Below are 13,017 nucleotides of genomic sequence, written 5' to 3' on the forward strand. Positions count from 1 at the left end.
AGTGGTTCCCTACGGTTAGCCTCGGTATATGAGGCTACGTTGCGGACTGAATTCGAGGCTGACCCGTACTCCGCCACCTTCGCGGTTGGCGACATGCAGCTGTCCGTGCAGGGTGTTGGTGCGATCACGCATGATCACCAGCCCATAATGGTTGGTCAGGTCTTTGCCTGCTGGCAGCCCCTGACCATCGTCATCGATATAAACCAGGATGCGATCCTCTTCATCCTGCACACTGACTTTAGCCCAGTTGGCGCGGGCATGTTTGACCACATTGGCGAGCGCTTCCCGCACAATTTGCAGGACGTGAATCTCCTCATTGGGGTTTAGCGCCAGACGACCCAGGCCGTATTCCAGCTCGACCTCAAAGTCCAGCCGTTCCGAAAACTCCCGCACTGTGCTCTGGAGCGCAGGCTCCAGACCCGGTTCGTCCAGCTTGAGGCGGAAGGTAGTGAGGAGCTCACGTAGTTGGCGATAGGCGTTGTTTAAACCTTCACGTAGTTCATCAACAACGGCATCCAGCTTGTCTTTACCACTGTCCTTGCTGAGCAGGATATGGAGACGTGATACCTGCATTTTCAGGTATGACAGTGACTGGGCCAGCGAGTCGTGTAGTTCACGGGCGATGACGGCCCGCTCTTCCATTAGCGAGAGCTGCTGCTGTTGCTCGGTTTTGACTTCCAGTAACAGGGCACGACTTAGATGGTCGGCAATGGTTTCCAAGAGTTTGATGGTGTTGTCGTTGGGGCTGAGGTGAGGGGGGTATTCTGCGCAGATTTCTCCAAAGCTGTAGTCCTTACTCTGCACCGGCAGCATGATGGCTTTTTGTCCTGGCATGGGTTGGCGGTGTGGGGTCATGCAGTCAAAACACTGATCATCGTGGCAATAGACTGGTCGCTCCTGTAACGAGGTGGTGACCTGCCGATAAGGGCGCTGGGAGTCTGGGTCGCGCAGTGTCACGCTGATCGGGCTAAAGGGGGTGACCTCCTCCAGGCGTTTGAGCACCGGGATTAAACGGCGGCATAGGTCATCACTGGAGTTAAAGTGTTGGCTGGTTTCATACAGCAGGCGTAGAGCATCATTGCTTTGCTGTAATTGAGCGGTCTTTCGCTCTACCCGTTGTTCCAGATCGCTGTAGATTTTTTGCAGCTCGGTGGCCATCTGGTTAAAGGTTTCGCTCAGTAACCCCAGCTCATCATCATTACTATAACTGGAGCGTTGCTTGAAATTGCCTCGGCTGGCCTCCCTCGCCATGCCAACCAGTTCCCGTAGCGGGGTGATCACGTTATTGCTGATATCAAACATGGCGATAAAGATGATCACCACTGTCATAAACAGGCTGATGCCCTGTACCAGACTCAAGAGTTTGATCTTGGCCTCAGTGCTTTGCTCCAGCTGATGCACCATCAAGTCCACCTGCTCGACGAAGGCATCCAGTTCCGCTAGCCAGGCAGGGGGGGTGTCTGCAGCGGCAATGGTGGCTGTATCAATGGCCGTTGTGGCAAAAAGCTGGGGGGCGAGTTGCTCACGCCAAAGACTCAGAATGAGCTGATACTGACGGTTGAGCTCGTGCTCTGCGGCAGAGGGTATGACCGAGGCCAGGTTGGCATGCTCTAGCCTTGCTTGCATGGCTTGTAAGCGCTGCTGTAATTGCGCTTGGGAGGCGGCAGTCGGGGCCTGGCTATGGAGTACCAGATCTTTGCCAATGCGATAGGACTGCATGCGCAGGGAGCCGGCAATATTTATCCCGGTCGCGGTGCCACGGGTGCTTTCCGCCACAATCACGGAACCAAGCATGCTGACCAAGGCCATCAGGCTGATGGCAAACATGGCCGAGCCTAAACGGGCCACAATGGATTTACGCAGGGATTTTAGCGGGATTGGCATGAGCTACTCACAAAGAGCGGTAATAGGGGTAGTTTTACCGCCTTGGTTTCGATAACCCCAGAAATTATCAGGCAAAACAGGCCTTTACAAAGGGCATAAGAGCTACCCCTTCAGGGGTATAGGGGTAAAAGCCTAGCAATTTCAGCCATTTAGAAGTTGATTTGAGTCAACTTTGCACCTGCCCGGCAGGCGTAGCTTGAGCACATTCCCGTGCTTTGCAGGTGCGCCATGACCCTCAATGACACCCAACATCAAAGTTCTGCCTTGCTGATGAGCACCCTCGCTTTTGTGGTGTGCTTTGCGGTATGGACCTTGTTGGCGGTGATTGGGGTGCAGATTCGCTCGGAGTTGCAACTCAGTGAAACGGAGTTTGGTCTGCTGCTTGCCAGTCCCATGTTGTCAGGGGCGCTGGCCCGTTTACCGGTAGGGATTCTGGTCGAGCGCATAGGCGGCAGGGCACTGATGCCTGTAGTGATGTTACTGGTGGCGATGCCGGTTTACTTCCTGAGCAAAGCACAGAGCTACCAGCAATTCCTGCTTGCTGGCTTTTTACTGGGCCTGGCGGGCAGCACCTTTGCGGTGGGGATTCACTATGTGTCCGCCTGGTTTGGTCCAGCACACCAGGGCCTGGTAATGGGCATCTTTGGTGCCGGTACCCTGGGGGCGGCGATCACCAACTTAATCGCCCCCCTGATTATGTTTGCTTACGGCTGGCGCATGGTGCCGGAGGTGTTTGCCTTGGGCCTGTTGGTGATTGCTCTGCTGTTTTGGCTGGTCACCAGTGAAGACCCCTTTACCGAGGGAATGAGTCGTGAGCGTCAGCCCAGTCTCAAGGAGCAATGCCTGCCCCTGGCGGATATGCGGGTATGGCGTTTTGGCCTCTATTACTTCTTCTGTTTGGGTGGTTATGTCGCCCTGGCCCTGTGGTTGCCGGGTTATTTGGTTTCTCATTATGAGCTGGATTTGCAAACCGCCTCTTTCTACACCCTGATCTTCACCCTGCCTGGGGCGCTAATGCGTATTCTCGGCGGTTGGCTGGCCGATAAGGTTGGCGCCCGCCAAGTCAACTGGACTGTGTTTTGGGTGGCTTTGGTTTGCCTGTTCTTCCTCTCCTATCCCCCCACCACTATGACCATCCACGGGATTAACACTGAAGTCAGCATCACCTTGGTGATGCCACTGTGGCTGTTTATGGCGCTGATTCTAGTGGTGGGGATGGTTCTGGGCCTGGGTCAGGCCAGTGTGTACCGAATTATTTATGACTACTACCCCGAGCGGATGGGCGTAGTGGGCGGTGCCGTCGGCGTATTTGGCGGTATTGGTGGTTTCCTGTTGCCAGTGCTGTTTGGTCTGGCGGCGGATTGGGTGGGGGTACGCAGCTCCTGCTTCATGTTGATGTATGGTCTGCTGGCGCTATGCATGGTGGTGATGTACTACGGCATACGCTGGGAAGAGCGCAGTCAACGGTGGCAGGACGCGGTAGCCAACAATTTTCTCTGGCTGGACGAGCGCACAAGCGGTTGGTCGGGTCAGGGTGGTTCGAGCGAACGTCAGGAGTAACCTATGTCTTCTACCATGATGACCAAGCCAGCCCAGGAAGGGCATGTGCTGCACGATTGGCGCCCGGAGGATGCCCAGTTTTGGGAGGCGCAGGGCCGCAAGATTGCTCAGCGTAATCTGTGGATTTCGATTCCCTGTCTGTTGTTGGCTTTCGCCGTGTGGATGGTGTGGTCAGCGGTGGTGGTAAAAATGGAGGCCATCGGCTTTCAATTTACCGTTGGTGAGAAGTTCTGGCTGGTGGCACTGCCTGGTTTGACTGGGGCAACCTTGCGGATTTTCTATTCCTTTATGGTGCCGATTTTTGGTGGCCGTCTGTGGACCACCCTCAGCACTCTGTCACTCGCTATTCCGGCCTTCTGGATGGGATTGGCAGTACAGAATCCGGATACCCCCTATTGGCAGTTCGTTGTGATTGCGCTGCTGTGCGGCTTTGGTGGTGGTAACTTCGCCTCCTCTATGGCCAACATCTCCTTCTTTTTCCCCAAAGCTCAACAGGGTACTGCCCTGGGATTGAATGCCGGTCTCGGTAACCTCGGTGTGTCCACCATGCAGTTCATGGTGCCGCTGGTGATTACTGCCGGTATCTTCGGCGCCTTTGGTGGTGAACCTCAGACCCTGAGTAGCGGTGCACAGATCTGGTTGCAAAACGCCGGCTTTATTTGGGTGCCCTTTATTTTGATCTTCGCGGTAGCGGCCTGGTTTGGCATGAATGACCTTTCCAGCGCTAATGCTTCCTTTAAAGAGCAGGCGGTGATCTTCAAGCGTAAACACAACTGGATTATGACCTGGTTGTATATCGCTACCTTCGGCTCCTTTATCGGCTATGCCGCAGGCTTCCCGATGTTGATGAAAACCCAGTTTCCGGATGTAGACGTACTCAAGTTTGCTTGGCTTGGCCCGTTCGTAGGTGCTCTGATTCGCCCTGTGGGTGGCTGGATGTCGGATAAACTGGGCGGTGCCCGAGTGACTTTCTGGAACTTTGTGGTGATGGCCGCCGCTGTCTTTGGGGTGCTGGCCTTCCTGCCAAGCAACGGTGAAGGTGGTAACTTCGTCGGCTTCTTCCTGATGTTTATGCTGCTGTTTGTGACCACTGGGATTGGTAACGGCTCTACCTTCCGCATGATTCCGATTATCTTCCGCACCGAGCGCAGCCGTGAAGCGGCTGGTAAAGGTGAGGCTGCCATGGCTCAGGCGATGAAAGATGCCGGTAAAGAGTCTGCCGCGGTACTGGGCTTTACCTCCGCGATTGCTGCCTACGGCGCCTTCTTTATTCCCAAATCTTACGGTACTTCTATTGCCATGACTGGTGGCCCTGAAGCCGCTTTCTACGCCTTTATCGCCTACTACGTAGTGTGCATCTTCGTCACTTGGTGGTGGTATGGCCGTAAAAATGCCGAGGTGCCCTGCTAAGCCTTAACTATTCAGCATATTAGATTAGAGCTACGCCAGGCGCTTGCCTGGCGTAGTTGTTTTTGACAGTCACGTCAGGAATGCCATTATGTAAAAAAGTGAACAGGAGCCGTAGAGATGGAACGCTTTATCCAGGGCTTGCCCAAAGCAGAGCTGCATTTGCATATTGAGGGTTCGTTGGAGCCGGAGATGCTGTTTAGCTTGGCGGAGCGCAATGGTGTGCAGTTGCCCTATGCCTCGGTGGAGGAGGTACGTCAGGCTTATCAGTTCAGTAATCTGCAATCCTTTCTCGATATTTATTACCAAGGTGCTCAGGTGTTGCTGCAGGAGCAGGATTTTTATGACCTGATGATGGCTTACCTGCGGCGCTGCCATGATGAGCGTGTGATTCATGCGGAGATTTTTTTTGATCCGCAAACCCATACCGAGCGAGGCGTCGAGTTCGCCACGGTGATCAATGGCCTGCAGCGGGCCATTGTCGATGCCGAGGCAGAGTGGGGGATGTCCGCTAAATTAATAATGTGTTTTCTGCGTCACTTAAGTGCTGAGTCGGCTATGGCCACGCTGGAGCAGGCATTACCTTTTAAAGACTGGATTTTAGGCGTGGGGCTGGACTCCTCTGAGCTTGGCCATCCGCCGAGTAAGTTTATTGAGGTGTTTGCCCGTGCTAAGGCAGAAGGCTGGCATCGGGTTGCCCATGCCGGGGAAGAGGGGCCGCCTGCCTATATTTATGAGGCATTGGATTTACTCCAGGTTGAGCGCATTGACCATGGCGTGCGGGCCATGGAAGACCCTTTATTGATGCAGCGCTTAGCACAAACCCGTATGCCCTTGACGGTATGTCCTTTGTCTAACGTTAAACTCAAGGTGTTTGAGCGGATGGAGGATCATAACCTGCGAGATCTACTAAAGCAGGGAGTCGCCGTCACGCTGAATGCTGATGATCCGGCCTACTTTGGTGGTTATCTCAATCAGAATTTTATTGCTGCCTGGCAGGCACTCAATTTAACTGAAGAGGAGCTGGTGGAGTTAGCCCGTAATAGTTTCCTCGCTTCTTTTATTAGTGATGAGCGCAAACGCAGTTTTATTGCCCGCCTTGAGACCTACGCCCAGGCTGCCCCTGCTCAATAAGGGAGCCTGACAACCCAGTGTACGCTCAGTTGGTACACTGGGTTTTCTGTCACAGCGTTAGCCTTACAGCGCTTTTAGATGGCTAATGTTGTTCAATTTCAATGGTTTAAGTGAGTTTGGCATTAATGCCAACATGTTGTTCTATAAATGGAACAATTTTGCCTTGTATTGTTGTTGTTAATTGTCTATTTTGACGAAGCGTCAATAGTGTGGAAGTCGTATGTCACCTAAGGTTCTTGATGATTTTACTCAGCAGCAGCGGGAAGAAGCCATTCTGACCGAGGCCTTACAGTTGATTGAAGAGCTGGGGATCGGGGCCGTCACCATGGATAAGGTGGTTGCTCGTGTGCCCTACTCAAAGGGCACGGTCTATGGCCACTTTTCCGGTAAAGAAGACCTGCTTTTGGCGCTGTGCAACCGAGGTATGGCCATTCTGGGTGAGTTGTTCTCACGGATAGCCAAGTTTGAGGGCAATACCCGTGAGCGTATGCAGGGCTATCACTTGGCTTATTTACTCTATGCCTTGCTGTACCCGACCCACTTTATGCTGGTGGTGACCATGAAAACGCCAGGCTTCCAGGATAAGTGTACGCCGGAGCGTTGGCAGGCACATGAGTGGCTGGAAGATCGCATGATGCAAGGGGCAATCAATATTATTGAAGAGGCAATGGATTTAGGTGAGCTTACCTTGCCTCCTGGTATTCCTGCTGCGTTTCCGGCTTTTTCTGCCTGGGCCATGGGGTTTGGCACTATTGCCTTGTTAAGTTGCCACAATGACATGCCCTGTGGTGCAGCGGATATCAGTATGGAACAGGTTTATATGGCCAACAGCACAGTGGTGTTGGATGGTCTGCGTTGGAATCCAATGAGTTGGCGGCAGTCCACCGCCGAGGTATTCCGGCGTTTGGGGGAAGAGCTTTTTAGTGCGGAAATGACACTACTGCAAGAACAGGGCAAGCCGTTGCATTTTTAACGGCGAGCCATTTTTTTTTAACTATAAGGTGACGATTCGTCAAAATAGGGGGCACAATGAAAGCGCGGTTCTTCAGCGCTGTGATTCGCTACCGCTGGTGGATACTGATTAGCAGCCTGGTGCTGGTAATGGCCGCCGCGATGGGCGCACAACGGTTAGTATTTAAAGGTGATTATCGGGTGTTCTTCAGTGAAGAAAACCCGCAACTATTGGCCTTTGAGGCCATGCAGAAAATCTATTCGAAAAGCGATAACGTCGCTTTTATTTTGTCGCCAAAGGATGGCGAGGTCTTCACTGCTTCTACCCTGCAGGCGGTACAGGAATTGACCGAAGCAGCCTGGCAAACTCCCTATTCCACTCGAGTGGATTCCATCACCAATTATCAGCACACCACGGCGGTGGAAGATGATCTGACGGTGGCGGATCTGGTCGATGATCCGGCTAACCTGAGCGGCGCAGAACTGGCTGATATTAAAGCTATTGCGACCACAGAACCCTTGCTGGTGCATAAGCTGATATCGCCCCAGGGGCATGTCACTGTGGTGAACGTGACGACCCAGTTGCCTGGTATCAGCCCGGTGACGGAAGTGCCTGAGGTGGTGGAAAAAGTACGGGAAATCAAAGCGGCCTTTGAACAGGCGCATCCGGATGTTGAGGTGCGTCTGTCTGGCATGATCATGATGAATCAGACCTTCAGCGAAGCCTCGATGAGTGATAGCGCTACGCTGGTACCGCTGATGTTCTTGATGGTGATTGTGGGCATCAGCCTGCTGCTGCGTACCCTGAGCGGCACCCTGTCGACGGTGGTGATCATTATTTACTCCATTGTTGCCACCATGGGTTTGGCTGGCTGGCTGGATGGGCTTCTATATCACCGGGCCTTCTGCCTCGGCGCCTACCATGATCCTGACCTTAGCGGTGGCGGACTGTATTCATATTCTTGCCACGATGTTCCATGAAATGCGCCAAGGGGTAGAGAAGCGTCTGGCGATTATCGATAGCTTAAAGGTCAACTTGCAGCCTATTTTCCTGACCAGTGCGACTACAGCGGTGGGTTTTCTGAGTATGAATTTCTCGGATTCTCCTCCCTTCCGTGATCTGGGCAATATGGTAGCGATCGGGGTAATGCTGGCGTTTGTGTTCTCAGTGACGGTATTTCCGGCGCTGTTAGCGGTCATGCCGATTAAGGTGCGTCAGGTGGAAGAGTCCAATGATCTGATGCATAAGCTGGCTAATTTTGTGGTAACCCAGCGCCGTTGGCTGTTGCCGGCCAGCAGTGCGGTCATCATTGGCCTGGTGTTGTTCTTGCCGAAAAACGTACTTAACGATGACTTCGTCAAGTATTTCGACGAGCGGGTCGCCTTCCGTCAGGCGACGGACTACATGCAGGATAATCTGTCCGGTATGACCACCATGGAAATCTCCATCGATTCAGGTGAAAGCAGCGGTATTAATAGCCCTGCGTATCTGGCTACCGTGGAAGAGTTCAGTCAGTGGTTGCGTGCCCAGCCAGAGACCGACCATGTCACCACTCTGACAGACATCATTAAACGCCTAAATCGCAATATGCATGGCGATGATGATAGTTACTACCGCCTGCCGGATTCCCAGGAGTTAGCGGCTCAGTATCTGTTGCTGTACGAGATGTCATTGCCCTATGGCCTGGATCTGAATAACCAGCTGAATGTGGACAAATCCTCCACCCGGGTGGTGGTGACCTTCCGTAACCTGACCAGCAATGAGCAGCTCGATCTGGAGCAGCGTATCTATGGCTGGTTTACTGAGCACCCCACCTCTTACCAGGTGCAGGTGGCCAGTCCCAGTCTGATGTTCGCCCATATTGGCCAGCGCAATATCGACTCGATGTTGACAGGTACTGCTCTGGCGTTGGTATTGATCTCGGCACTGTTGGGCATCGCACTACGCTCGGTCAAGTTTGGCTTGATCAGTTTGCTGCCTAACCTGGCGCCAGCGGCGATGGGCTTTGGCCTCTGGTATTTTATCGATGGCCAGGTGGGCTTGGCCTTGTCGGTGGTGGCGGGGATGACACTGGGGATTGTGGTGGACGATACCGTGCACTTCTTAAGTAAGTATCTGCATGCCCGTCGTGACAAGGGTAAAACCACCGAGCAGGCCGTACGTTACGCCTTTGCCAGTGTTGGCCGCGCCCTGTGGATTACCACCCTGGTTCTGGTGGCAGGCTTTATGGTACTGGCCCAGTCCAGCTTTAAGGTCAATGCCGATATGGGGCTGCTGACCGCTGTTACCATTCTGATTGCACTGGCGGTGGACTTCCTGTTCTTACCCCCGCTGTTGATGCTTCTGGACAAACACAAATCTGTTGCGCAACAAGAGGATGCGACTCATGTTAAAAATGCCGCTTAAAGCCTTCGTTATCGCCGCTGGCTTGAGTGCCAGCCTGGCCTTGGCTGCCACGCCAGAAGAGCAAGGGCTGCAAATTGCCCAGGAAACCAAACAGCGCGATCTGGGCTGGGGGGACATGCAGGCGGAGATGAAGATGATCCTGCGCAACCAGCAAGGTGAGGAGTCGATTCGTGATATCCGCATGCAGTCGCTGGAAGTGGAAAATGATGGCGATAAAAGTCTGACGGTGTTCGATAACCCCAAGGATGTGAAGGGCACGGCCTTTTTGAGCTTCTCTCATCCCCTTGAGGCGGATGAACAGTGGCTTTATCTGCCGGCGTTAAAACGGGTGAAGCGGATTGCCTCGAATAACAAGTCTGGTCCCTTTATGGGCTCTGAATTTGCTTATGAAGACCTGACCTCCTTCGAGGTGGAGAAGTACAGCTACAAGTATCTGCAGGATGAAAGCCTGAACGGTGTAGATACCTTTGTGGTGGAACAGTACCCGGTGGATAAAGACTCCGGCTACACCCGTCGGGTGGTTTGGACGGATAAGGCGGAGTACCGCATCCAGAAAGTTGAGTTCTATGACCGTAAAAATGCGCTGCTGAAAACCCTGACTTTTAGTGGTTATCAGCAGTACCTGGACAAGTTTTGGCGCCCAGACAGCATGAATATGGTGAATCACCAGACCGGCAAGAGTACTGAGCTGAAGTGGAGCAACTACCAGTTCCGTACTGGTTTGTCTGAGGCTGACTTTAACCAGAACTCACTAAAGCGGGCGCGTTGAGATGAATAAATGGCTTGTTGCAGGGCTGTTGGCCCTGCCTGGCCTGGCCCAGGCCGAGTTTGAACTGAGTGGCAAGGTAGGCACGGAGTTGCGTCTGTTTACCGAGTCGGCCCAGTTTAGCGGTCAACAGGGTACGGCCAACCTGTCCGTCTTTGCCCGGCCGGAGTTGTATTGGAGCTGGAATGAGGGGGCGGATGCTCTCACCTTTGTGCCTTACGTGCGACTTGATCAGCATGATCCAGAGCGTAGTCATGTGGATATTCGTGAACTGTCCTGGGTCCATGTCGGGGACGAATGGGAGGTGCGTGCGGGATTACGCAAGGTGTTCTGGGGGGTGACGGAGTTCCAGCACCTGGTGGATACCCTCAACCAGAGTGATCAGGTGGAAGACCTGGACGGTGAGGACAAACTCGGCCAGCCGATGCTGAACCTGTCGCGGGTGACGGATTACGGCATTATTGATGCTTATCTGCTGCCCGGCTTTCGTGAGCGTACCTTCCCTGGGGTGAAGGGCCGTTTACGTACTGGCTTGTTGGTGGATACCGATCTGACCAGTTATGAGTCGGGGGCGGAGGATAAGCATGTTGATCTGGCGCTACGCTGGAGCAATAGCATTGGTCCCTTTGACTTGGGGGTGCACTGGTTTAAGGGTACCCAGCGTGATCCGCTGTTGCAGGCTAAGACTAACGGCAATGGTCAGTTAGTGCTGGCACCGCACTACCTGCAGGTTGAGCAGGTGGGAGTGGATGCCCAGGCCACCCTGGGGAGCTGGTTATGGAAGCTGGAAACCCTGTATCGCGATAGCAGTCAGGCCAACTGGTGGGCCGCACAAGCTGGTTTTGAGTACACCTTTTATGGGGTGATGGACTCAGCGGCAGATGTGGGTGTCCTATTGGAGTATGGTTGGGATCAGCGTGGTGAAAAGGGCGGCGCCCTGGCCCAGCGTGATCTTTATCTCGGCAGCCGGATTGCACTCAATGATGAAGATTCCAGTGAGTTCCTCGGTGGCGTCAGCTATGACCTGGACTATCACAGCAAGTCGTTGATGCTGGAGGCCAGTACCCGTTTGGATGCTAACTGGAAAGTCAGTCTGGAAGGGCGCTTCTTCAGTGTCTCTGATCAGGCTGATCCAGCTTACAACCTGCGTAAGGATGATCACCTGCAGTTGACGCTGGAGCGCTTCTTCTAAGCAGGTGGCGCAGAAGAGGGAAGTCGGTATGATGGCGACAGGGATTCACCAGGAGGGAAAGATGCGTGTCGCTATCCTATTACTAACAGGTACGCTACTAGGTGGCTGTAGCTGGTTGACTTCAGAGCCTGCGCCTGAAGCCTGCACCCTGTCGATGGAGCCGGGGGTCAGTATCAAGGTGTTTGATCAGAGTAATGGTAAGCCGATTACCTGCGGAGCCTATATTCGCCTCATAGATGGCGATTATGTTGAGGAAATTCGCAGCCTAGAGCAGCTCGATTGCAACCCTGCTTTCCCCTTGGTGGGGGCACTGGAGCGTCCCGGAACTTATCAGGTCATGATCGAGCAACAGCAGTACCAACCCTGGCAGGGGGAGGTGACGGTGACGGCGGGTGCCTGCCATGTGCAGACCCAGCAGCTGGACGCCCATCTCACCCCTTACTAAAGCGGTCGTGTGGGTTGCCTGGGGCTTAGGGCCTCAGGCTGCTGTGCCGAACTGACTGAGCTGATAGCTGATAAATACCTTGGCTAACAGGGCAAATACACTGAGCCCAGTGAGGATGCCCAGGAAAAGCCACTTCCCTTCACGATTCGCTTGGGCGTCTTTAGCGACGCGCCAAACTGTCCAGAATTTCAGTCCAACCATAGCAATTAAGGCGGCCCCGACTGCGGTGGTTTCCAGCATCATCATTTGGCTCCTTTAAAATGTATTTTTAATGCATGTATTTTGCTGCTATAAAGTGTGCTGTCAATACATTTTATTTGGAGAGATAAAATGCCACGTCAACAAGCTCTGCAGCCGTTCAGTCATGATCATCATCAGGCTTTGGTGATGTGCTTACGTTTAGAGCGTGCCCTGCAGCGGGCAGAGGCTCGTCCGCTCTGGGCCTGGGTGCGGGAGTCTTTCACCGAGCTGGAGTTGCACTTTATTGAAGAAGAGTTGCAGCTGCTACCCGCTTTATTAGCAGTGGGAGAGCAGGCACTGGTGAGTCAGTTGGTGGTGGAACATGCCCGTTTGCGCCTGTTGGTACGGCAGGGGGATCTGAGTGCAGCCCAGCAGTTTGCTACCCTGTTACGTGCTCATGTCCGTTTTGAGGAGCGTCAGGTGTTTCCGCGTATCGAGGAGCTGGTGCAGCAGGGACGGTTGCACTGGCAGGCGGGACAACTTTGTCAGGGCGCAGCGCCACTGGCAGAGACGGGCTCAGCCTTCTAGTGGATGCAGACGAATCAGTTCCTGTTGCATGGCCGGGGTACTAAGCAGACTGGCCAGGGTGTATTGACGCAGGGTACTGATAAAGGCTTCCTGGGCTTTGGCTAAGACTGGTTGTAAAGAGCAGCTGTAGGTGAGGCAGCAATCCTGCTTGGCACAGTCCACTAAGGGGGTGCGGCCTTCTGAGGCGAGGATAACATCACCGATATTAATTTCCTGTGCAGGCCGGGCTAAGCGAATCCCCCCATTTTTACCGCGATAGGTCGCTAAATAACCTGCTTTACTGAGGTTATGCACAACCTTACGCAGATGCTCCAGGGAGATTTGGTAGAAGTCGGCAATTTCCGCCAGGGTGGTGAGGCGATCATTGTGGGTGCCCACATAGAACAACACCCGCAGGCTGTAATCGGTAAAACGGCTTAACTGCATGCTCGAACCTGTTTTAAGCGGGGCGGCGCAATAGGCCGCCCTGGGTGCTGCTTAGGCTACTCGTTCAGCACTGAGAT

General features: G+C 53.7%; 13 protein-coding genes. 10 read left to right on the plus strand and 3 right to left on the minus strand.

Features of this window, described 5'->3' with window-relative positions; genetic code table 11:
- Positions 1-15: 15 nt before the first annotated feature.
- Positions 16-1,884 (minus strand): histidine kinase, encoded by a 1,869-nt coding sequence (locus Q334_RS0116285; RefSeq protein WP_035461863.1) that lies wholly within the window; start codon positions 1,882-1,884, stop codon positions 16-18.
- 228 nt (positions 1,885-2,112) lie between these two features.
- On the opposite strand from Q334_RS0116285, the gene Q334_RS19585 reads away from it, so the two are divergent.
- From Q334_RS19585 to Q334_RS0116325, 9 genes are all read left to right on the plus strand, one after another.
- Entirely contained in the window at positions 2,113-3,444 is a 1,332-nt protein-coding gene (locus Q334_RS19585; protein ID WP_051527890.1) for a nitrate/nitrite transporter, read from the plus strand.
- Positions 3,445-3,447: 3 nt separating this feature from the next.
- Entirely contained in the window at positions 3,448-4,854 is a 1,407-nt protein-coding gene (locus tag Q334_RS0116295) for a NarK family nitrate/nitrite MFS transporter (RefSeq protein WP_027314135.1), read from the plus strand.
- A gap of 117 nt (positions 4,855-4,971) precedes the next feature.
- The gene (locus Q334_RS0116300; RefSeq protein WP_027314136.1) at positions 4,972-5,985 is read left to right on the plus strand and encodes an adenosine deaminase; all 1,014 of its coding nucleotides are present in this window, start codon (positions 4,972-4,974) and stop codon (positions 5,983-5,985) included.
- Between the two features lie 220 nt (positions 5,986-6,205).
- Positions 6,206-6,958, plus strand: coding sequence for a TetR/AcrR family transcriptional regulator (locus Q334_RS0116305; RefSeq protein WP_027314137.1), 753 nt, complete (start codon positions 6,206-6,208; stop codon positions 6,956-6,958).
- A 56-nt stretch (positions 6,959-7,014) separates the two neighbouring features.
- Entirely contained in the window at positions 7,015-7,917 is a 903-nt protein-coding gene (locus tag Q334_RS20580) for an MMPL family transporter (RefSeq protein ID WP_281173009.1), read from the plus strand.
- Positions 7,859-9,343 (plus strand): efflux RND transporter permease subunit, encoded by a 1,485-nt coding sequence (locus tag Q334_RS20635; protein ID WP_281173010.1) that lies wholly within the window; start codon positions 7,859-7,861, stop codon positions 9,341-9,343. The genes Q334_RS20580 and Q334_RS20635 overlap by 59 nt, the downstream gene beginning before the upstream one ends.
- Positions 9,333-10,112 (plus strand): outer membrane lipoprotein-sorting protein, encoded by a 780-nt coding sequence (locus Q334_RS0116315; RefSeq protein WP_370328867.1) that lies wholly within the window; start codon positions 9,333-9,335, stop codon positions 10,110-10,112. Before Q334_RS20635 ends, Q334_RS0116315 begins: the two co-directional genes overlap by 11 nt.
- A gap of 1 nt (position 10,113) precedes the next feature.
- Positions 10,114-11,301, plus strand: coding sequence for a hypothetical protein (locus tag Q334_RS0116320; RefSeq protein ID WP_027314139.1), 1,188 nt, complete (start codon positions 10,114-10,116; stop codon positions 11,299-11,301).
- A gap of 61 nt (positions 11,302-11,362) precedes the next feature.
- Entirely contained in the window at positions 11,363-11,746 is a 384-nt protein-coding gene (locus Q334_RS0116325; protein WP_027314140.1) for a peptidase associated/transthyretin-like domain-containing protein, read from the plus strand.
- A gap of 33 nt (positions 11,747-11,779) precedes the next feature.
- Here Q334_RS0116325 and Q334_RS0116330 read toward each other — a convergent pair whose 3' ends face one another.
- Complete coding sequence (locus tag Q334_RS0116330; protein ID WP_027314141.1) at positions 11,780-11,989, minus strand: hypothetical protein; 210 nt, start codon at positions 11,987-11,989, stop codon at positions 11,780-11,782.
- An 87-nt stretch (positions 11,990-12,076) separates the two neighbouring features.
- Here Q334_RS0116330 and Q334_RS19595 point away from each other — a divergent pair, with 87 nt between their 5' ends.
- Positions 12,077-12,514, plus strand: a complete 438-nt coding sequence (locus tag Q334_RS19595) for a hemerythrin domain-containing protein (RefSeq protein ID WP_051527891.1) — start codon at positions 12,077-12,079, stop codon at positions 12,512-12,514.
- Here Q334_RS19595 and Q334_RS0116340 read toward each other — a convergent pair.
- A complete protein-coding gene (locus tag Q334_RS0116340) occupies positions 12,503-12,940 on the minus strand; it encodes an RrF2 family transcriptional regulator (protein ID WP_027314142.1) in 438 nt (145 codons plus the stop codon). The genes Q334_RS19595 and Q334_RS0116340 overlap by 12 nt on opposite strands.
- Positions 12,941-13,017 lie beyond the last annotated feature (77 nt).

The sequence above is a fragment of the Balneatrix alpica DSM 16621 genome (assembly GCF_000619885.1).
Classification (GTDB): Bacteria; Pseudomonadota; Gammaproteobacteria; order Pseudomonadales; family Balneatricaceae; genus Balneatrix; species Balneatrix alpica.

Bases quoted from the DNA above. Each gene is read 5' to 3' on its own strand.
- Q334_RS0116305 (WP_027314137.1), top strand. From the start codon at position 6,206: ATGTCACCTAAGGTTCTTGATGATTTTACTCAGCAGCAGCGGGAAGAA.
- Q334_RS0116340 (WP_027314142.1), bottom strand. From the start codon at position 12,940: ATGCAGTTAAGCCGTTTTACCGATTACAGCCTGCGGGTGTTGTTCTAT.
- Q334_RS0116285 (WP_035461863.1), bottom strand. From the start codon at position 1,884: ATGCCAATCCCGCTAAAATCCCTGCGTAAATCCATTGTGGCCCGTTTA.
- Q334_RS0116295 (WP_027314135.1), top strand. From the start codon at position 3,448: ATGTCTTCTACCATGATGACCAAGCCAGCCCAGGAAGGGCATGTGCTG.
- Q334_RS19585 (WP_051527890.1), top strand. From the start codon at position 2,113: ATGACCCTCAATGACACCCAACATCAAAGTTCTGCCTTGCTGATGAGC.
- Q334_RS0116320 (WP_027314139.1), top strand. From the start codon at position 10,114: ATGAATAAATGGCTTGTTGCAGGGCTGTTGGCCCTGCCTGGCCTGGCC.
- Q334_RS0116325 (WP_027314140.1), top strand. From the start codon at position 11,363: ATGCGTGTCGCTATCCTATTACTAACAGGTACGCTACTAGGTGGCTGT.
- Q334_RS0116315 (WP_370328867.1), top strand. From the start codon at position 9,333: ATGCCGCTTAAAGCCTTCGTTATCGCCGCTGGCTTGAGTGCCAGCCTG.
- Q334_RS0116330 (WP_027314141.1), bottom strand. From the start codon at position 11,989: ATGATGCTGGAAACCACCGCAGTCGGGGCCGCCTTAATTGCTATGGTT.
- Q334_RS19595 (WP_051527891.1), top strand. From the start codon at position 12,077: ATGCCACGTCAACAAGCTCTGCAGCCGTTCAGTCATGATCATCATCAG.
- Q334_RS20635 (WP_281173010.1), top strand. From the start codon at position 7,859: ATGATCCTGACCTTAGCGGTGGCGGACTGTATTCATATTCTTGCCACG.
- Q334_RS20580 (WP_281173009.1), top strand. From the start codon at position 7,015: ATGAAAGCGCGGTTCTTCAGCGCTGTGATTCGCTACCGCTGGTGGATA.
- Q334_RS0116300 (WP_027314136.1), top strand. From the start codon at position 4,972: ATGGAACGCTTTATCCAGGGCTTGCCCAAAGCAGAGCTGCATTTGCAT.